The organism is Saccharopolyspora pogona (assembly GCF_014697215.1).
Classification (GTDB): domain Bacteria; phylum Actinomycetota; class Actinomycetes; order Mycobacteriales; family Pseudonocardiaceae; genus Saccharopolyspora; species Saccharopolyspora hattusasensis.
In genome coordinates this window covers 4066406-4084802 of record NZ_CP031142.1, presented here as the reverse complement: position 1 = coordinate 4084802, position 18397 = coordinate 4066406, and the positions used below count along the sequence as shown (strand labels likewise).

Annotated in this window: 14 protein-coding genes and 3 pseudogenes; 6 read left to right on the top strand and 11 right to left on the bottom strand. The window is 64.4% G+C overall.

All coding sequences use genetic code 11. The annotated features are described in order from the left end of the window. Position 1 precedes the first annotated feature (1 nt). The 5 genes and pseudogenes from ltrA to DL519_RS18465 form a co-directional block, all read right to left on the bottom strand. A complete protein-coding gene (ltrA, locus tag DL519_RS18485) occupies positions 2 to 916 on the bottom strand; it encodes a group II intron reverse transcriptase/maturase (RefSeq protein ID WP_223839217.1) in 915 nt (304 codons plus the stop codon). Positions 917 to 1222: 306 nt separating this feature from the next. After that, positions 1223 to 2263, bottom strand: coding sequence for an IS630 family transposase (locus DL519_RS18480; RefSeq protein ID WP_190813440.1), 1041 nt, complete (start codon positions 2261 to 2263; stop codon positions 1223 to 1225). Positions 2264 to 3001: 738 nt separating this feature from the next. Then, positions 3002 to 3964 carry a 3-methyl-2-oxobutanoate hydroxymethyltransferase gene (panB, locus tag DL519_RS18475; RefSeq protein ID WP_190816600.1) on the bottom strand — a complete coding sequence of 321 codons (963 nt, stop codon included), beginning with the start codon at positions 3962 to 3964 and terminating at the stop codon, positions 3002 to 3004. A 61-nt stretch (positions 3965 to 4025) separates the two neighbouring features. Next, on the bottom strand, positions 4026 to 4763 hold the full coding sequence (locus tag DL519_RS18470; RefSeq protein ID WP_190816598.1) for a DUF2520 domain-containing protein: 738 nt from the start codon (positions 4761 to 4763) through the stop codon (positions 4026 to 4028). A 248-nt stretch (positions 4764 to 5011) separates the two neighbouring features. After that, positions 5012 to 5840 (bottom strand): annotated as a pseudogene (locus tag DL519_RS18465) (IS5 family transposase). A 354-nt stretch (positions 5841 to 6194) separates the two neighbouring features. On the opposite strand from DL519_RS18465, the gene DL519_RS18460 reads away from it, so the two are divergent. Together DL519_RS18460 and DL519_RS18455 are read left to right on the top strand one after the other, a co-directional pair. Beyond that, positions 6195 to 7490 (top strand): lactate racemase domain-containing protein, encoded by a 1296-nt coding sequence (locus DL519_RS18460; protein WP_190816596.1) that lies wholly within the window; start codon positions 6195 to 6197, stop codon positions 7488 to 7490. A 43-nt stretch (positions 7491 to 7533) separates the two neighbouring features. After that, positions 7534 to 8523 (top strand): SMP-30/gluconolactonase/LRE family protein, encoded by a 990-nt coding sequence (locus tag DL519_RS18455; protein ID WP_190816594.1) that lies wholly within the window; start codon positions 7534 to 7536, stop codon positions 8521 to 8523. Between the two features lie 416 nt (positions 8524 to 8939). Here the strand turns inward: DL519_RS18455 and larC are convergent, their stop codons facing one another. The 3 genes from larC to larE are packed head-to-tail and all read right to left on the bottom strand — an operon-like array spanning position 8940 to position 11600. After that, entirely contained in the window at positions 8940 to 10100 is a 1161-nt protein-coding gene (larC, locus tag DL519_RS18450) for a nickel pincer cofactor biosynthesis protein LarC (RefSeq protein WP_190816592.1), read from the bottom strand. A 7-nt stretch (positions 10101 to 10107) separates the two neighbouring features. Then, positions 10108 to 10788, bottom strand: coding sequence for a nickel pincer cofactor biosynthesis protein LarB (gene larB / locus DL519_RS18445; protein ID WP_190816590.1), 681 nt, complete (start codon positions 10786 to 10788; stop codon positions 10108 to 10110). Then, on the bottom strand, positions 10785 to 11600 hold the full coding sequence (gene larE, locus DL519_RS18440) for an ATP-dependent sacrificial sulfur transferase LarE (protein WP_190816588.1): 816 nt from the start codon (positions 11598 to 11600) through the stop codon (positions 10785 to 10787). The genes larB and larE overlap by 4 nt, the downstream gene beginning before the upstream one ends. A 498-nt stretch (positions 11601 to 12098) precedes the next feature. Here larE and DL519_RS18435 point away from each other — a divergent pair. Both DL519_RS18435 and DL519_RS50150 read left to right on the top strand, forming a co-directional pair. Beyond that, positions 12099 to 12346: pseudogene (locus DL519_RS18435) on the top strand (transposase); the annotation flags it as partial. A 51-nt stretch (positions 12347 to 12397) separates the two neighbouring features. Further along, a complete protein-coding gene (locus tag DL519_RS50150; protein WP_190816586.1) occupies positions 12398 to 12796 on the top strand; it encodes a transposase in 399 nt (132 codons plus the stop codon). Here the strand turns inward: DL519_RS50150 and DL519_RS18425 are convergent. Both DL519_RS18425 and DL519_RS18420 read right to left on the bottom strand, forming a co-directional pair. Next, positions 12724 to 13674 carry a tyrosine-type recombinase/integrase gene (locus tag DL519_RS18425; protein ID WP_190816584.1) on the bottom strand — a complete coding sequence of 317 codons (951 nt, stop codon included), beginning with the start codon at positions 13672 to 13674 and terminating at the stop codon, positions 12724 to 12726. The genes DL519_RS50150 and DL519_RS18425 overlap by 73 nt on opposite strands. Before the next feature lie 529 nt (positions 13675 to 14203). Then, positions 14204 to 15298 (bottom strand): annotated as a pseudogene (locus DL519_RS18420) (ISAs1 family transposase). A 188-nt stretch (positions 15299 to 15486) separates the two neighbouring features. Between DL519_RS18420 and DL519_RS18415 the strand changes: the two are divergent. Further along, on the top strand, positions 15487 to 16029 hold the full coding sequence (locus DL519_RS18415) for a transposase family protein (protein WP_190816582.1): 543 nt from the start codon (positions 15487 to 15489) through the stop codon (positions 16027 to 16029). Beyond that, a complete protein-coding gene (locus DL519_RS18410) occupies positions 16026 to 16730 on the top strand; it encodes an ISAs1 family transposase (protein ID WP_190813876.1) in 705 nt (234 codons plus the stop codon). Before DL519_RS18415 ends, DL519_RS18410 begins: the two co-directional genes overlap by 4 nt. Before the next feature lie 389 nt (positions 16731 to 17119). Here the strand turns inward: DL519_RS18410 and DL519_RS18405 are convergent, their stop codons facing one another. Continuing rightward, positions 17120 to 18073, bottom strand: a complete 954-nt coding sequence (locus DL519_RS18405) for a hypothetical protein (RefSeq protein ID WP_190816580.1) — start codon at positions 18071 to 18073, stop codon at positions 17120 to 17122. Positions 18074 to 18397: the final 324 nt, after the last annotated feature.

Here is an 18397-nt window from a genome sequence, read left to right as displayed (position 1 = left end):
ATCACACATTTGCCCTACGGATCAATAACTCATCCACGATCCGCTCGACCGACAGCAGCAGCCGGGACCGGGCCGTAATAGCCCGAATCCTGTCCCGGGCATGCTGGACCGCCTGACGTGCCGGCCAGCGAGCGAGGAAGACCAGGTGCGCCGACCGGGGAGTTCGCCCGCGCACCAGCCGGTTATGGAAGCCCAGGAAGTCCAGCCCCTGTCCTCCTTCGGCCAACTGCACGATGCGGGTCTTGGCTGCCTTGGGCTTCAACCCAAGCTCACCCAACAAGACCGTCAACCGCTTCAGAGCGGCCTCGGCTTGTTCCCGTGACTGGCACATCACGACCAGGTCATCGCAGTAGCGCACCAGCACGCCGTGCTCACCCATGTCCCATGCCCGGTCCATCCGGTGCAGGTACACGTTGCACAACAACGGGGACGCCGGGCCACCTTGCGGGGTTCCCGACACCTCCCGGCGCACTGCGCCGTCCTCCATCACTCCCGCGCGCAGCATCACACGCAACAGCTTGAGGATCCCTTGGTCACTGATGCGTTCCTCGATCGCTTGCATCAACTTCTCGTGCGGAATCGCCGAAAAACAATCAGCGATGTCCGTCTCCACCACCCACCGCTTGCCCTGCCATGCCTCATCAATGAGGACTTGCAGGGCATCGTGCGCCGAACGTTTCGGGCGGAACCCGAAGCTACACGGCAGAAAATCAGCCTCGAAGATCGGCTCAAGCACGATCTTCAACGCGGCTTGCACGATACGGTCCCGGACCGCAGGAATCGACAGCGGACGCCGTTCCTTCGTTCCCGGCTTGGGAATCAACACCCGCCGGGCCGGCAACGGACGCCACCCACCATTCCTCAGATCCTCGGCCACTTCGTCCCAAAAGTCGGTCAATCCCGTACTCCTCGACATCGGCCAAGGTGGTTCCGTCGATGCCCGGTGCGCCCTCGTTGCGGCGCACCGCGACCCATGCCCGCCACAAGACGTCTCTGCGATAGACCTTGTCCCGCAGCGCATGGAACCGTCGTCCCGGATCGGCCTTGGCCGACCGGTAAAGCGTATGCTGCAAAGCACGAACCGGGCCCATCCTGGACCCCACCGCGGCGGAACTAGCCTGATCGGCACTCACCGGGCCCCTCCTTCCAGACATAACACATGAACGAAGCAGCGGCCCTTCCCTCACCGGCGGTTATTGATCCGGGTGGCAAATGTGTGATGTTAGGCGGCGTAGCGAACTTCGGGTTTGCCGAAGTAGGAGCGAACTCGGTCGGGCAGCTTCTGGAGCCGGTGGAGGAAGGAGCGGACCGCTTGTTTCAACTCGGCGCGGGTTTTGGGGGCTGTGCTGGTGGAAACGGTGCGTTTGAGGTCGGCATTGAGTAGCTCGTCGGGGTTGAGTTCGGGGCTGTATCCCGGCAGGAAGTGCATCGCGATCGCCTCAGCGTGCTTGGTGATCCATTGCTGGATAGTCTTGCGGCGGTGGACGGGGTGTCCGTCAACGATCAGGTGGACCTTGCGGTCCAGATGGCGGGTCAGCCGGTCCAGGAAGGACAGGAACACCTTGCCGTTGAACGAGCCGGTGTAGACGGTGAAGTACAGCTCGCCTTTGTTCCCGATCGCGCACATCGCGTTCACGCTGAATCGTTTGCCCGTTTTGCCCACCGCCGGTGTCTGGCCCGCCGGTGCCCAGGTGCGGGCTACGGTGGCGTCGGAGCGGATCCCGGTCTGGTCCAGCCACAGGATCAGTGCGCCCTCGCGGCGGGCGCGGGCGGCGATGGCCAGGTAGTCCTCCTCCAGCCATCGGCGTACGGACTCGGGGTCCTGTTCGTAGGCCTTGCGGATCGGTTTCTGCGGCGACAATCCCCAGGAACGCAGGTAGTTGCCGACGGTGCGCAGGTTCAGCACGATGCCGTGGCGCACCCGGATCAGCTCGGCCACTGTCTTGCGGGTCCACACCAGGCCGGTCAGCCCGAACGTGGCCGGGGTGTGCTCGGCCACCGCATACCGCAGCTTGCGCTGCCGGCGGGCACTCAACGCTTTCTGCTCGCCGGGCTTGCGACCCCGGCGACGCCCGGTGAGACCCTTCGAGCCACGTTTCCGCCACGCCTGCACCCATCTGGACACCGACTGCGGGGCCACCGCGAACACCCGGGCCGCCTCGACCTGACTCATCCCACCATGAACAGCAGCGACCACCCTGCGCCGCAAATCCTCCTGCGCCTCAGGCGACAACCTCCGCGCGTCCCGCACACCAGCGATCATGCCAGAACAACGAAGATCACACCTATAAGTTCCCGATCAATATGTTGTCCGCACGGCTCGATCAGTACTACGACCGCCTCCGACTCCCTCCCGGCACCCGATCCACTTCCCGGCTCCACACCGGTTATAGGACGAGCCTGTCCACGTCATACGCAGGACGTTTCGGCCGGGGAGGGCCTCCCCAGTTCCCGCCGTCACCATCTGAACGTTCCGCGCCCTCTTACGCCGGGGAGTCCCTCGCGGCTGCACTTCCAGGATCTTCACCGCTTCCATGGCCTTCACCGTGAGCCGCACGGCTCGGCTCTCCCTCAATGTCTAACGACGCGGCAGGCTTCGCTACCCGCTACGGACCGCTCAGTTGCTTCCCCCAACGGGGCTTTCGACGCTGGGCTTCAACCCGACCCGTTTCCAGACCAGGCTGCCAGCCTGCTACCGGGCCTCCTGCCAGCTACCCGGACCGGACTCACACCGGCAGGCGACGACGAGCTTCTGACCAGGTCACAACCGCTGGACGATCACCTCCTGATCACTGGGCGCACCAGCTGGAGTACTAGAACCAACGAATTAACGACTCACGACACTAAACAACCTCTGCAGGCGCTTGTCAGCATTCCTTGCCGTTGATGCTGAGCTGCCGCGTTCGGACATCCGTGGCGCTTTCCGCAAAAGGGCAAACCGACAGCGTGCTGACCAAGGCCGCAAGGCGGTCCCGCTGAACACGCGACACCGGACGCTGCGTCAATGCTGGACTTTCGCCGCGTGGCTGACGGACTCAACAGGGCGCCTGGAGCTCGAGTTCGCCGGCGCGGGAACCGACAGCTCCGTCTCGGCGATGAACTGCTCCAGTTCCTCCTGCTTGATGCCGTAGCAATGCTCCGGCGCGGGGAAGGCACTGCGGCGGACTTCGTCGGCGTACCCGCTCACCGCATCGATCATCGCGGACCGCATGTTGGCCCACCGCTTGGTGAACTTGGGCTGGAAGCCGTCGAAGATGCCCAGCAGGTCATGGTAGACGAGCACTTGGCCGTCGGTGTCCGGGCCCGCGCCAATCCCGATCACCGGAACCTTCATGCGCGGCATGATGGCCTTGGTGACTTTGGCCGGAACCGCTTCGAAGACGATGGAGAAACAACCAGCGGCTTGGAGACGGAGGGCATCTTCCAGCACCGACCGCGCCCGTTCAGCGGTGACGCCCTGGGCGCGGAACCCGCCCAGGGCCGTCGCGGTTTGCGGGGTCAGCCCGATGTGGCCCATGACCGGGATGCCGGCGCGGACGATGGCCCTCGCCCGCTCCGCCGACTCGCCGCCGCCCTCGAGCTTGACGACGTCGCAGCCGCCCTCCTTGACGAATCGAACCGCGGTGCTCACCGCTTGCTCGTTGGACACCTCGTAGGAACCGAAAGGCAGGTCGCCGACCAGCAGCGGGGTTTTCAAACCTCTGCGAACCGCCGCGGTCAGCATGATCATCTCGTCGATCGAGACCGGAACCGTCGTGGGATAGCCGAGCACGGTCATGGCGGCCGAATCGCCGACGAGGACCATGTCGACGCCAGCGGAATCGACCACCTGGGCGCTCGGGTAGTCGTAGGCCGTGATCATCACGATCCGTTCACCGCGGCGTCGCACGTCGGCCAGTGCGTTCACCGTGACCGGTTTGCGGCTGGCTCCGGACTTGGCTTCAGGCTGGGGGTAGGTCGACAAAGCTATCACTCCTAGTTGTTCTTCCCGGCACGCTGGCTGACCGTTGGCGCCATCCCTGCCGTCACCGGGTGGAAGGTGGGTCGAAGGATGTCGAGGAGGCGAAACGGAACCCCACGGGTTGCGCTGTTCGATTGAATGCCAAATCTCTGGTCGCCTCGACGAGCGCGTCGAACAAGAACAGCGATTGCGGGCAGCGCTGTTCAACCGCGAATCGCTGGAGCGCAACGGTTTTCTCGTCGCCGCGAGCGATGGGCCCCGTCAGCGCACGCGAGGCGCCGAGTTCGCCCCAGTTCCGAAAAGCCGTTTCCACCAACGGAAGGAATGCCCCGCGATCCACTCCCACCGTAGCGGCCATATCCTCGGCCAGGCCCAGCACCGTGACGAGGAAATTCGCGGCGACCGATGCCGCAACGTGGTAGGCGGCGCGGTCGCCCTCCGCGACCGCGATAGGGCGCATGCCCAGGCTCATGGCCAACTTCCGTCCGACTTCCGATCCCCGCTGGGTCGTACCCGCGATCGCCGCAGCGCAACCGTTGAAGCTGGCAGGCGCGGCTCGTGTGATCGTCATCAGCGGATGCAGGGAGAATCCCTCGTGCTCCCCCAGAGCTCCGAGGCCGGTGGCACCCGAGCAATGTCCGACCAGGGCTCCCGGACGCAACCGTGCCGCGACATCTGCGATAGCACCGTCCGGAACGCAAAGCAGGACCACGGGGGCATTCCCGACATCCGGATCACGCCCCAATGGGCCGACGATCTCCGTTCCCGCGTCGCGCAACGAACGTGCCAACGCGGTGCCCATCCGTCCCTGTCCGACGATTGCGACCGGGCCCTCCGGCAGATCTCGCGAGAGGTGATCTATAGCCACAACCGGATTCGTCACGCTCTTTCCCCTCCGCAAGTCCGGGTCGCCAAAGGCAAGCACCTGGCGGTTACACGTCGTGTTGAGGTGACCGCGCCCACCAACTTCCTCGACAAGCACAAGCTGTGCCCTGACGGAACTTCGCCGACATTGCCAGGTCTAGGAGTCCTTGTGCCTTAGACCAGACCTCATTTGGGGTTGTTGTGGGTAAACAGATCCAGCTTGATAGCGCGGCGATAGCAGATCACCGCGCAGGCCAGGCTGGCGAATGCCGCATAGTGGGTGGCCTTGCGCTCGTAGCGGCGAGCCAGTCGACGGAAACGGGAAACCCACTCCAGGGTGCGTTCGATGACGTAGCGGTGGCGCCCCAGCCGGGTGGGCGACTCGATACCCCGGCGAGCGATCCGGGCGATGATTCCTCGCCGACGCAACGCGTTTCGGCAGGCCGGATAGTCGTAGCCCTTGTCCGCGTGCAGCTTGCACGGCCGACGCCGAGGCCGTCCGACAGGCCTCTGACCGGCGCAACGGCATCGATCACCGTCTCCAGTTCCCGGTGATCGTTGCGGTTGGCCGCGGAGATGACCACGGTCAGCGGGATGCCGCTCCGTTCGCTCATCGCATGGACCTTCGAGCCGGGCTTGCCCCGATCCACCGGGCTGGGGCCGGTCAGGTCCCCCTTTTGACCGCCCGGACGTGCATGCTGTCCACCGACGCCCGGGACCAGTCGATCGCTCAGCGGTGCCGAGCAGGTCCAGCAGTTCCTGGTGCAGCCGGGTGAACACCTGCGCGGCGCTCCACTCGGTGAACCGGCGATGGGCGGTAGGAGCGCTGACCCCGAACGACGCGGGAAGCGCTGACCAAGCGCACCCGGTTTGCAGCACATACAGGATCGGCCAGCACCGTGCGGTCGTCCAACCGACGCCGGCCTCCGCCCTGGTGGCGTTGTGGCACATCGGGCAACAGCCCACGCGCCAGCAGCCACAACGACTCCGGGCACCACTTCTCCACATCGTCCATCGTTGATCAACGATATCGCCTACCTGCAACACACCCAAATGAGATACGGCCTTAGGGAGCCCATCGAGAATGAGGCACTCCGGAATATGCCACTGCGCAGGTGAGCTGTCAGCACCTCTTGCCCGTTCGTACCAACGCAAGTGACCAAAGAGGAAGTCCGCTATCGGGCACACAAGCCGACGGAATAACGTCGTGTCATACTCGCCAGCGTTTAGCCGTGACCTGTGGCCAACACGTGGTCTTCAGATGTCCTTACAACACTGCGTGATCATTTGGTCGCCATCCTCGTTGTCACGCACCTCCTCACCAGCAACGATCACGAAGTGACGCTGGAGCATTAGAAGGATCGGACGCATGTTCAACGTCGAGAAGGTCCGGTTGGCCGGAGCCGACATCGATCTCCCCAGGATGATCCCGGTCGAGCAGCGGTTCGCCGCCGACGCGGTCGAGGACCTCGAAGACGCGATCCGCGGCCAGGTCGCCGAGCACGACCACAACCGCCCGGTCAGCGGCAAGCGGATCGCCATCACCGTGGGAAGCCGCGGGATTGCCCAGATCGACCGCATCGTGGCCACGCTCGTCGACGCCCTGCTCGGCTGCGGCGCCAAGCCGTTCGTGGTGCCCGCCATGGGCAGCCACGGCGGGGGCACCGCCAAGGGGCAGCGGCAGGTGCTGGCCGAGTACGGGATCACAGAGCAGAGCATCGGCGCCCCGATCGTGTCCTCCATGGAGACGGTCGTGGTTGCCGAGTTGGTCGACGGCACCCCGGTGCACTTCGACGCCGAAGCCGCCCAGGCCGACAGCGTCGTGGTGCTCGCCCGGGTCAAGCCGCACACCGACTTCCGCGGCACGCACGAGAGCGGCCTGGCCAAGATGATCGCCATCGGCCTGGGCAAGCACCGCGGCGCGACCACCCTGCACACCCACGGCATGGGCGCCTTTGACACGCTCATCCCGGCGGTGGCCGAGGCGGTCCTCAAGGTCGTCCCGATCGAGTTCGGGATGGCCGTGGTGGAGAACGCCTACGAGCACATCGCTCGCATCGAACTGGTCCCGACCTCGAAACTGCTGGAGCGCGAGGCCGATCTGCTGATCGAAGCCAAGCAGCGGATGCCCAAGCTGCTGGTGTCCGACATCGACGTGCTGGTCGTCGACGAGATCGGCAAGGACATCAGCGGCACCGGCATGGACCCCAACATCACCGGCCGCGCCCAGGTCAACACCGACAAGTTCCACGCCGTACCGATCAAGCGGCTGGTGGTGCTGGGCCTGACCGAGTACACCAACGGCAACGCCTGCGGCCTGGGCATGGCGGACGTGACCACCCAGCGCTGCCTGGACCAGATCGAGTTCGGCTCGTTCTACACCAACTCGCTGACCGCGGGCCTACCCGACAGCGCCCGGATCCCGATGGCGCTGGCCAACGACCGCGACGCCATCATCGCGGCCCTGCACATGACCCGCGGCCCGAAGGACCTCCCGGCGAAGATGGTGCGCATCCGCAACACCCTGTCGATGCCCCGCATCGAGGTTTCCGAGGCCTACGCCCAGGAAGTCGCCGATCACCCCGACATGATCGTGCTCAACGAGCCGCACGACTGGGACTTCGACGCCACGGGGACCCTCCAGCCCCTCCCCGCCACCCACTGAAGGACTGCGGTGGGTCATCAGTGACTACGTGGAAGGACGAACAATGGAGTTCTTCGCCCGAGGGGTGTGCGCCCCCGAGTGCCCGGTGGTTCTGGACAACGGTGACATCCTGGTGGTTGAGATGCGCCGGGACCGCGGCGCCGTCACTCGTGTCGACGCAGAGACGCGGGAATTGCACACGATCACGTTAACTGGTGGTTTCCCCAATGGACTGCTGCGTGATGCGCAAGGCAAGCTGTGGGTCGGCGAAGCCTATGAGCACGCGCTCATCCGCTACGATGCGGAGGGCAACGAGGAAGCACGCATCACCAGTTGCGGGGACGAACTTTTCCGCTGGCCCAACGATCACGTCATCGGCCGTGACGGTGCGATCTACATGACCGACTCCGGCGCGTGGGAGCACGATTTGCTCGATCCCGTGAATATGACGCTCAGGCCTGGCTGGACCGACTACCCGTTCGACGGCCGGGTGTACCGGATTGATCGGGCAACTTTGGACGTCACGCGGATCGACAACGGCATCCGGTTCACCAACGGCATCGCCTTCGACCGCCACGACCGGCTCTACGTAGCCGAGACCATAGGCGGAAACATCTATCGCTACGACGTGTTCGGCGCCAATCCACGACGCGAGCTGTTCGGCAACGTATGGGACGGTACGGTGCCCGACGGTTTCATCGGCCCGGACGGCATGAAGTTCGGCGCGGACGGACGCCTTTACTGCGCGGTGATGGGCGCCGGGCACATCGCGGTCTTCGACGAGGACGGCACGGTGGTGGAGCGGATCCAGACGATGGGCAAGGCGCCGACGAATATCGCGTTCACCGAAGACGGACGGCACAAGATGTTCGTCACCGAGATCGCCAACGAGGCAATCGAGGTGCACGAGGTCCTGTGCGATGGTCTACCGATCCACCGGGACGCGTCGACCACCGAGGCCCGCACAAGCATCCCGCCGCAACGGGCCAGCTCGCCCAGCCCGGTCGCGACGAACTCTATCGGCGCCACGCCGTCGCGGGTCGGAAACCCGTGAATGTGGGCGGCGGGCCCGTTCCCGGGCGCACCGCCATCAACGACCAGCGTTGCGAACTGTGGTAGCCGCCATCGGCCATCACCGCCCCGGCCGGTCGGTTTCCGGTCAATCCCGGATTCTCGATAGACCGTGCGGTCGTTGCGGTTACCGGGCTGCCGGTTACTCGAGTTAGGGACCGGACTGTGCGCTAACGAGCCTTCGGAGAGTTCCGTGGTGCCGGACGTCCCAGGCGGTGCGCATCGACATGATGCGCACCGTCTCGGCCCGCGCGGAACCGGCGAGCCGCGCCTCGGGGGCCCGGGCTCGCGGGTGCCGACCGCCAGCAGACAGGTCATCACTGCCAGAGTGGTGGCTTCCAGCCGAGGTCAGCAGGGCGCGCCGGGACGTGGTCGGGTGCGTGCCGAGCTCGATCGCCGTCAGTTCTCTGCCCAAAGGTCGTCGATGAGGGCTCGTGCTTGATCGGCGAGAATCCGGACGGGAACTCCCGTGGCGTCCGCGATGGCCGCCAGGTCGTCGTGCTCAGGCTTCGCGGTGTGCGGGCCGATCTTGACGCGGACGGTGAAGCCTGCGAGCTCCACCGTTGTCCACTCACGAGGCACCGACCGGCGTAGGATCGCCGTGCGGCGCACCCCTAGCGTGCCGGTCGACCGGAGCAGGTGATTCTCGACCGCATCCGCCGCATGCGGCTCGCATAGCGCAGACACGAGCTGGGCGGGACGGTTCTTCTTACCGACAGCCGGAACGAGCCACGCATCGGCGGCCCCTACGGTGAGCAGCTCAGGGATCAACGTACCGAGGACTTCCCCGGTGACGTCGTCGACCGTGGTTTCCAGCATGGTCATCGCTTCGACGTGACCTGATCCTCCCACCGGAGACCCGAGCACGGCGGAGAGAACATTCGGTCTTCCCGGGGTCTCTCGAGTACCGGCGCCGTAGCCCACGTCCTGGATCGTCATCGGCGGCGCTGGGCCGAACCGAGTGCCCATGGCACCCAAGAGCGCGGCCCCTGTCGGCGTGACCGTCTCCAGGTGGCTGTCGATTCCGATCACCTGTGCACCCGTGAGGAGATGCAGGGTTGCCGGTGCCGGTACCGGGAGAACACCGTGGGCTGCGGAGGTCTGCCCGGTACCCATCCCGAGAGGACCGGACCACACCTGCGAAATCGCGAGGGCGTTCAGGGCGGCTGCGACTCCTACCGTGTCGACGATCGTGTCGACTCCTCCGAGTTCGTGGAGGTGGACATCGGCAACAGATACCCCGTGGATCCTCGATTCGACCGATGCAAGCGAGGTGATGGCGGAGGTCGCCATGGCCGCGACTGGAGCAGGAGTGGCACGGCCTGCCATCGCCAGCAGGTCCGCGGCGCGGCGTGCCGGCACGATCTCGTCGACCTCGACAACCGCATGCAGGGCGCGCACGCCCTCGCGCTCCACTGAACGCGTGCTCAGGTGCCAGCCTGTGACTCCGGTGGCTTCGATCGCCGTGCGGACAGCCTCCATCGGCGCACCCAGATCCAGCAGCGCGCCGAGCAGCATGTCACCGGAGATGCCCGAGACCGGGTTGAGAGAAAGGATCATCGGCTACTCACTGCGCCGACGGCCACAGGGCCTGGGTGAGACGATACGCGGCCATCGCGGCCGCGAATCCGGAGTCGATGTTCACGACTGTCACGCCTGCCGCGCAGGACGTGAGCATGGCGAGCAACGCTGTCACGCCCTCCAACGCAGCGCCGTATCCCGTCGAGGTGGGTACTGCCACCACGGGGCAGGCCACGAGTCCGCCGACCACGCTGGCCAGCGCTCCCTCCATACCCGCGACGACGACCACGGCGTGGCATGCACGGAGATCGTCGACGCGCTTGAGGACGCGATCGATGCCGGCTACGCCGACGTCACGGATATCGAGAACGCGCATTCCGATGCACGAGGCGATGGCCGCGGCTTCGCTGGCCACTGGCCCGTCGGCCGTTCCGGCCGTGACGACGCCGAGGGTGAACTGGCCTTGCGCGGCGGGGCGCCAGATGAGCAGCCGAGCCTCTGGAACGTGGGCGCCACCGGGAACTGCTGCCAGTACCTGCGCCGCAGCGACGTCGTCGATGCGCGTAATGATCACAGGGCCGCTGTTGACTTCGAGTAGTTCGGTGGCTGCCGCCGCGATCTCCTCGACCGTCTTGCCTGGTCCGTAGACGACTTCGGGCAGACCCTGGCGCCGTTCACGATCGACATCGAGGGTGAGGTTTGCACCAAGGTGCGACTTCGTCGTCATCGTGCGGCCGGTGTCAGGGTGAGCAGGGCGTTCATGCTGCCGCTTCGGAATCCGAGGAGGTCGAGCGAGACGAAGGTGAATCCCTCAGTCCGCAGATGCTGCGCGAGCTCTCGGCGACGCTGAAAAGCGGTGTCGAGCTCGTCCTCGGAGATCTCGAGCCGCGCGAGGGTGCCGTCGGCATGCGCACGGACGCGGAACTCGCGCAAGCCCGTCGCTCGGAGAGCCTCCTCGGCCGCCTCAACTCGCGCCAGCACCTCAGTGGTGACTTCGTCGCCGTAGGCGATGCGGGAGGACAGACATGCCGCGGCCGGCTTCGATGCGGTCGACAGCCCCAGCTCGGCGCTGACCGCGCGGACGTCTGCTTTGCTCAAGCCGGCGTCGACCAGCGGGAAGACGGCACCGCGCTGCGCTGCGGCGGCCTGTCCAGGTCGATGGTCTCCTAGGTCGTCGGTGTTGGTCCCCAAGGCCGTATGAGCACCCAGCAGGTTTGCCAGTGGTACGAGAGCGTCGAACAGCGCCGTCTTGCAGTGGAAGCATCGGTTGCCTCCATTGGCGACGTACTGCGGATTGTCGAGTTCATCGGTGCATACCTCTACGTGCGGGATGCCGCGGTCTCGGGCGAAGGTCCGCGCGGAGCGACGTTCCGACGTGGGCAGGCTTGCCGATACGGCGGTCACCGCCACAACACGACTACCGAGGACCTGGTGTGCGACCGTGGCCAGGAGAGCCGAGTCGGCTCCGCCGGAATAGCCCACAATGAGGCTGTCCTCCTGTGCCAATCGGTCTACGAGGCGATCGAGTTGCGCGCTCATCGGTCGGTGTCCTCCAAGTACGGGATCGTCTGTGGTCCTTCGGGCAGACCACAGACGCGAGCCTCGGGTCCGAGGGAAGCAACGAGACAACCGAGCCTCCCTGAGGGCGAGTGGATCAATGATTCTCCAGCAACCCGACTCCACCGAACCGCTGATAGATCGAATTCTCTACGGTACGAGAGGAAGCCCATACTCGTTCAGATGTGACCGGAGCGGATGGGGTACGACACAGCGGGGGGAAGCACCGCCAGCCTGACCGGCGTCCGGCGGCCGCGAGCACCGTCACGGCGACCATCGGCTTGCGCATCATGCTGCCACCCCGAAGGAGACGAGAGAACCTGGCTGGACCGTTGACACCATCTCGTCGAACGAGTGGACCTTGCTCATCGATCCTCCGACTTCAGATTCGCATAGTCAACTCTTGCTGACCTTCGGGTTTGGGAGCGACAGGCCGGCGTGTTGGAGGGATGAGTACGGCAGGTGGTGATGCCCGAGCAGGGTGTGCTGATTCTCGACGAGACAGGCTTTCTCAAGAAGGGCACGAAGTCCGCTAGTGTGGCTCGGCGGTATTCGGGCACGGCCGGACGCATCGAGAACTCCCAGATCGGAGTGCTTCTGGCCTACGCGTCCCCGCACGGCCGGGCGTTGATCGATCAGGAGCTGTACCTGCCCAGGAATGGACCACCGATCGCCCGCGGTGCCGCGCGGCCGGAGTCCCTGACCAGGAGCGATTTGAGGTTCCCCCGTTAGCTCGGAGGTTTCCAAGAATGGTCTGATGGACCTGGAGGGAGTCATCTGTGGCAGCACCGAAGAAGTACCCCGACGAGCTGCGTGAGCGTGCGGTGCGTCTGTATCGGAAGTCGAATCTGATTCGGCGTCTGGCTGCGCAGCTGGGCGTGCATCCCGAGGCGTTGCGGAACTGGATCCGCCAGGACGAAGCCGATCGTGGCGATCGGGGTGACCGGCCGACCACCAGCGAGGTGGAGGAGTTGCGCCGGCTGCGGAAGGAGAACGCGGAGCTGCGGCCCGCCCCTCGGGTCTGGGATCAATGCCGCGGAACGCAGGCGGCACGGTGTACGGGGAGTACACCGCGCCGCCGCGTTGCGCTGCGGAGAAACTCTGATCAGACGTTGTCACCGATTCCCATACGCGCCTGGGTCTGCTGGGCTCGGTCGGCGGCGGCGCTGGCACCGTAGTGCCGGGGCATCGCATCTGAGCTCCATCCCAGCAGGAGCATGAGATCACCGGTGTCGCCGCCGGCGAGCTTCCACTGATGGGCGTAGGTGTGCCGCCACCGGTGCGCGTGCAGGTGGTCCAGGCCCGCCTTCTGTCCCAGCCGCTTGAGGCGGATCTTGATGCCGTTGGCGTTGAGGGCCTGGCCCCCGCGGTCAGCCAGCCAGAGGTTCGGCAGGTCAGCGCCCTTGCGCTTGGCGCGCGCTCGCAGGTAGCGGCTCAGCGCGCGGGCGGTCTTGGCACCGATGCGTACCCGCCGGACCTTGCCGCCCTTGCCGTAGAGGGTCACCGACTCCGTCTTGAGGCCGACATCCTCCAGCCTGAGGTTGGCGACCTCGGCCAGCCGGGCTCCGGTGTTGCAGAACAGCCGGATGATCGCCGCATCGCGCAGGCTCAGGAAGTCCTTACCCTTGCAGACCTCCAGCAGGCGGGTGGTCGCCTCGTCTTCGAGCACCGGGACCAGCTTGGTCGGGGCCTTGGGCAACCGCACCCGCTCCATCGGGGAGCGATCGATCTCCTCCTCGTCGAGCAGCAGCCACTTGAAGAGCTGCTGCAGGGCCTTGTGCTTGTTGACCGCCGTGGCCGCCGAGCGCGTCTCGATCATCCACGCCTGATATGCCTCGATGTGGGCCTTGGTGACCTCGGCCGGATCCTCGGCCGCCGCGGCCGCCTCCGGATCGGGTGAGTGCTCGGCGAGATACCGCGCCGACTGGGCCGCGGCCAGGAGGTAGTTGTAGCGGGTTGTCTCCGGGTGGTTGCCCGAGCGCAGGCTGCGGTCCCAGTCCCGCAGGTAGCCGGCCCAGGTCGTCGAGAGGTCGCCGGTGAGCCTTTCAAGATCCACATGCGAAACTCCGAAGTCAAGGTGTCGGTGAGCGGCGTGCTTGACTCCGAGGAACGAATCTTAAAGATCTTTTGGTAATAGGGTGAGTCGCTACGGGTGATTCCCCGTGCTTGGTAGGACAATCGTGGCGTGCCAGAATCGTCACGATCAGCAGGCGGACACCGTAAATCCCGCAGCAGCATTCGAGAACCTGTTTGCACTGGTCACCGGGAAGGTACGCCCATCCCCGGCTCATCCACAGGTTTCAACTATTGCTCAGGGTGGCCAGTGGGCTGCCATTACTCGAGCGCCATACGTCCATACAGTTTCCAGTACGTACTGCACGAATGTCCTGCACTTGAGACCTGCATTATTTTCTTCTTTGTTCATAGGTTGTCCTTTGTGCGCTTGCGTCGGATCAAGAATCTTTTTGACTTCGCACCGAGAGGACGCAGTACGCCAAAATTAAGCAACCCACAGGTACCCGCGACGACGCCCCACGGATTTAAACGAGGGACCACTGGCACCAGGGGTGAGGCAAAGTCGGGTTTTAGCTGGTCAGGATCAGTGTGATGGCTCGTTGTGGTTTTCGTGCGTGGTGGCGTAGTGCTTTTGCGATGTTGGTGTGACCGGCCAGGCGGAGCAGGCTGATTGCGAGGTTGCGGATGCCGGCCATGATGCGGGGGCCTCCACCGGTGGAGATTCGTGAGGCGTCCTCGCCCATCGTGACGTCGCGGACCCAGTGCAGCTTGTTCTCTACGTGCCAGTGCCCGCGGATGTAGCGGGCCAGTTCGGCGGGTTGGGCTTGCTCGGCGGTCAGTGAGGTGATCGCGTAGACGGTCTCACGTGTGGCGCGCTTGGAGTCGCGCTTGCGTTTGCGGGTGCGAGTGATCTGGATGGCTTGGGCGGCGTGCGGGAAGCAGATCCCGGCTTCGATGGTGATGATCTTGTAGCTGCGGGTGACCGTGCGGCCATGGCTGTTGTCGGTCTCGCGGTGTCAGACCGGGACGTCCTTCCATGGCTGGCCCGCCAGCTGCCGGCGCAGACTCTGCTGATTTCCCTTGACGGTGAGGACGTAACGGGCGTCCCGGCGGTGGAGGTACTCGGCGTGCTCACGCTGGGCATGCAGGGCATCGGCGGTGACCACGACACAGGCGAGATCGTCGATCTTGTCGAGAAGTGTTGAGAACATGGGGATTTCGTTGGTCTTCTCGCTGATCTCGACTTGGCTGAGCGTCACTCCCGCGGCGTGGTCCAGGCATGCCATGAGCATTCGCGCCCGGCCGTCGCCGACCCGTGAGCCTCGCAGCGCCTTGCCATCGACCGCGATCGCGCGACGCCGCACCCGCAGACCCGTCTTGACCCCGGCCGTGCCGGCTCTGGCCGCAGCGGCCAGGCGGCCGGCGAGGAACCTGCTGATCGCGGTATCGAACCCGTCGCCGGTGAACGCCGACAGCGCACGCCGGATCGTCGAGGCGTTCGGCGCGCCGATCCCCATCTCAGACAGGGTGTCGTCGACGGCGTCGGCGGCCCATTCGGCGATCGCGGCGAAGGAGCGTGCACCGGAAACCACCGCGCACACCGACACGAACAGGATCGCCGCGAACCGATGCCGTACACCTCGTTTCTTGCGTGGGTCCGGCACCGACTCCAGTACCCAGGAGAGCGTCAAAGTCGGTGATCTTGGTGTGAAGTCTGGTGTGTACGTGGTCGATGCCTAGTCCGAACATGGGTGATGGCCTCCGCCTGGGATGATCAAGGTTCCTACGCCACGATCGTCACCAGGAAGAAGGCCACCGTTGTCAGTGTCGCACGTCTCGTGTTTCGTGGCCCGTGTTAGCCGTTGCTGAGCGGCCGGATCCGCTGCTGGAGGCCGGTTTGTCCGCGGTTGGGTTGCTGGTTGAGCTGCTTGCTGGTGTGCCTGATCCGCGTGATCCGCGGGGTGTTCGGCACACGATTGGTGCGGTGCTGTCGGTGATGGTGTTCGCGGTGTTGGCCGGTGCCCGCAACTTTCGGGAGATCGCTGATCAGGCAGTGGATCTGCCAGTGGTGTTGTTGGCGGCCGCCGGGTGCCGCCTGCATCCGGTGACCGGTCGGTATGTAGTGCCCAGCGAGCCGACGATGCGTCGGCTGGCCCACGATATCGACGCCGACGCCGCCGATGCACGGGTATGTCAATGGATGCGGGAGCAGGCTATGGCGGCAGCGTTTGCCCGTCGGGCGGACGGCTCCAGCGGCTCCGGTGAGGGCGCTGATGCGGGGGTGGTTGCGGTGGCCATGGACGGCAAGGTCGTGCGGAACACCATCGCTCCTAGCCGTGCCGAGGGTAGCGAGATCAAGCTGTTCTCCGCGTTGCTGCACGAGAGGCGGTCGTGATCGCACAGCGGCGTATCCCCCATGACACCAACGAGATCACGCAAGTGGCCGCGCTGCTCAAAGACGTTGACCTGACCAATGTGGTGGTCACCGGGGATGCCGCGCATGCCCAGCACGCCACCGCGGCCCACATCGTCTGTGAGCGAGGTGGTGCCTACGCCCTCACCGTGAAAGGCAACCAGCCCGCGCTGCTCGCGGCGATCACCACCGTTTTGCCACCCGCCAAGCCGGGCAGCGAGCACCACGTCGAGATCGACCGCAGCAACGGCAAGATCGTCCGGCGCGCGATCTGGGCCGCTCCCGCCGACGGGATCGAGTTTCCTGGTGCGGCACAAGTGTTTCGGATCCGTCGCGACACCTTCGACCACGCCGGCAACCGGCTATCCAAGGAGGTCGTGCACGGCGTCACCAGCCTGTCGGCCGACCTGGCCACCCCCGCCCAGATCGCCGCCCTGGTCCGTCGACACTGGAGCGTGGAGAACAAATCGCACTGGGTCCGCGACACCGTCTACCACGAGGACCACCAACACGCCTACGCAGGCACTGGCGCACAGGTCATGGCCACCCTCCGCAACCTCGCACTCGGCATACTCCGCCTGGCCGGCATCACCCAAATCACCCGCACCCTACAACGCATCGCCGCCGACAGAACCCGAATCCTCCCCATCATCACCACCGCTACCAGCACAAACCGACTTTGACGTTCTCCTGCTCCAGTACCCCGAGTAACTCACCCCGCGCCTGTGACGCCACCCCGCCCAGCGGGGCCAGTTGACGAGACAACGCAGCAATGGGAGACGATGACACAGCAGGCACGGCAAGGCTCCGAAGATCACGATGGCGTAGGAACCTTCATGATCAACGGTCCCGCCGTGCCTGCTCCAACCCCCCCAACCTTCACCACGCACATCCCAAAACAGCAGGTCAAACCACCCGGCACACGACTTTGCCTCAGCCCTGCCACTGGCACCCTCAACCAACGAACCAGATCACTCCTAGCACTGACTCGCCCGGTGCGACAGCTCCTTAGATGGCCATCTTGAAGTGCACACTAGCGCTGGTCAACTTTGGCGAACGTTCTAGGCGGCATTCAAAAATCAAGATCACCTCCTTCGAACTGGACAGTATCGCGGATGTCTTTCTCTTCGATGTAAACCTCCCCGTCCATGTCTGCAAATTCGAGCTCAATATCCGACAATAGGAGTCCGCATGCTGGACAGTCGAAAGACTTGGGGGTTGCTGTCGTGACCTCTACCACTCCAATCGGCGTGCCATCTCGTTCGAAGTCGGCCTCGAAGTCGGTCTTTAGGTCAAACCCTAGCCATGCGAAGCTATTGCAAGCGGGGCATGCGCGCTTTTCTTTATGGTCATAATTTGCGCGAGGATGCTCGAGAACTATCTTTAGGACAGTACTTCGCGCGTCTTCCGATATACCTGAATACTGTGCCGCGAACCGCTGTTCGGCTGCGGTTATCTTTGCCACGTACCTGGCCCGGAGATTGTCTTCCTCTTCATTAAGCAACGTGCTCGCCGCCGCGCTTTCCTCTCCCCAGTAGCCTTCCCACCCTATGCGTGTTTTTGGCAAGAAGTTCTTTATCATGAGCATTGCTGCGTATAATGCCGCGTAGGCATCTTCGAGATCGGCCACGCCGAGATGTGCCGCAGAATTTCGGGCACCGAATAAGGTTGCGCCAACTGTGGGGCTATAGCCAATGCCGGGATAGATTTTCTGTACGCGCTTACATGCGTCTTCCGCGCCTATAGTCCGAATTTCGGATACTTTCTTGGAGTGTTCCAATGGTGCACCGCAGAGAAACAGGAGACTGTCTTCGTCGGCCTTATTCTCCTGCAGCAATGCAGTATTAATTAACGCCAGGATATACTTTGCGAGATGCTCAACCGCCATTCCACAATGAAGAGCAATTTCGTTTTCGCTAGACCCCCGCTTTTGATATATGGCTATGGCTCGCCTGGCGTGGCCTTGACTTGACTTCAGTAGCAACAAAGGCAGGTCCTTAGACTTCAATTTGTCGTCGTTTTTCATTTCGGTTCATCTCCATGCGTTCGATGGGGTCACGGTGCTTCGACGATTCAGTATCGGCAGAATCTCAGAAAACGCTACATTGCAGACTGTTCGCAGAGGTCGGCACAAGGTCGCGGACAACTGGGAGAGTAGGCTCTCAACGGCGATTGCAGGAGGATCGCCTGCGGTTGCGAACAACGCTGAGTGCCGCCGATCATAGAAATGAGGCTAGAAGGTCAGCAGTCAGTCTTCAGTGCCGGGTAGACGGCGGGATTTGCACCCGCCGTCCCCCACAGATCCGGACGTGAGCCTCTCGGCTCATCCGGCTCGTGCCGTTCAGTTGTC

Bases quoted from the DNA above. Each gene is read 5' to 3' on its own strand.
- ltrA (WP_223839217.1), bottom strand. From the start codon at position 916: ATGTCGAGGAGTACGGGATTGACCGACTTTTGGGACGAAGTGGCCGAG.
- DL519_RS18480 (WP_190813440.1), bottom strand. From the start codon at position 2,263: ATGATCGCTGGTGTGCGGGACGCGCGGAGGTTGTCGCCTGAGGCGCAG.
- DL519_RS18470 (WP_190816598.1), bottom strand. From the start codon at position 4,763: ATGGGCACCGCGTTGGCACGTTCGTTGCGCGACGCGGGAACGGAGATC.
- DL519_RS18460 (WP_190816596.1), top strand. From the start codon at position 6,195: ATGTTCAACGTCGAGAAGGTCCGGTTGGCCGGAGCCGACATCGATCTC.
- DL519_RS18455 (WP_190816594.1), top strand. From the start codon at position 7,534: ATGGAGTTCTTCGCCCGAGGGGTGTGCGCCCCCGAGTGCCCGGTGGTT.
- larC (WP_190816592.1), bottom strand. From the start codon at position 10,100: ATGATCCTTTCTCTCAACCCGGTCTCGGGCATCTCCGGTGACATGCTG.
- larB (WP_190816590.1), bottom strand. From the start codon at position 10,788: ATGACGACGAAGTCGCACCTTGGTGCAAACCTCACCCTCGATGTCGAT.
- larE (WP_190816588.1), bottom strand. From the start codon at position 11,600: ATGAGCGCGCAACTCGATCGCCTCGTAGACCGATTGGCACAGGAGGAC.
- DL519_RS18405 (WP_190816580.1), bottom strand. From the start codon at position 18,073: ATGAAAAACGACGACAAATTGAAGTCTAAGGACCTGCCTTTGTTGCTA.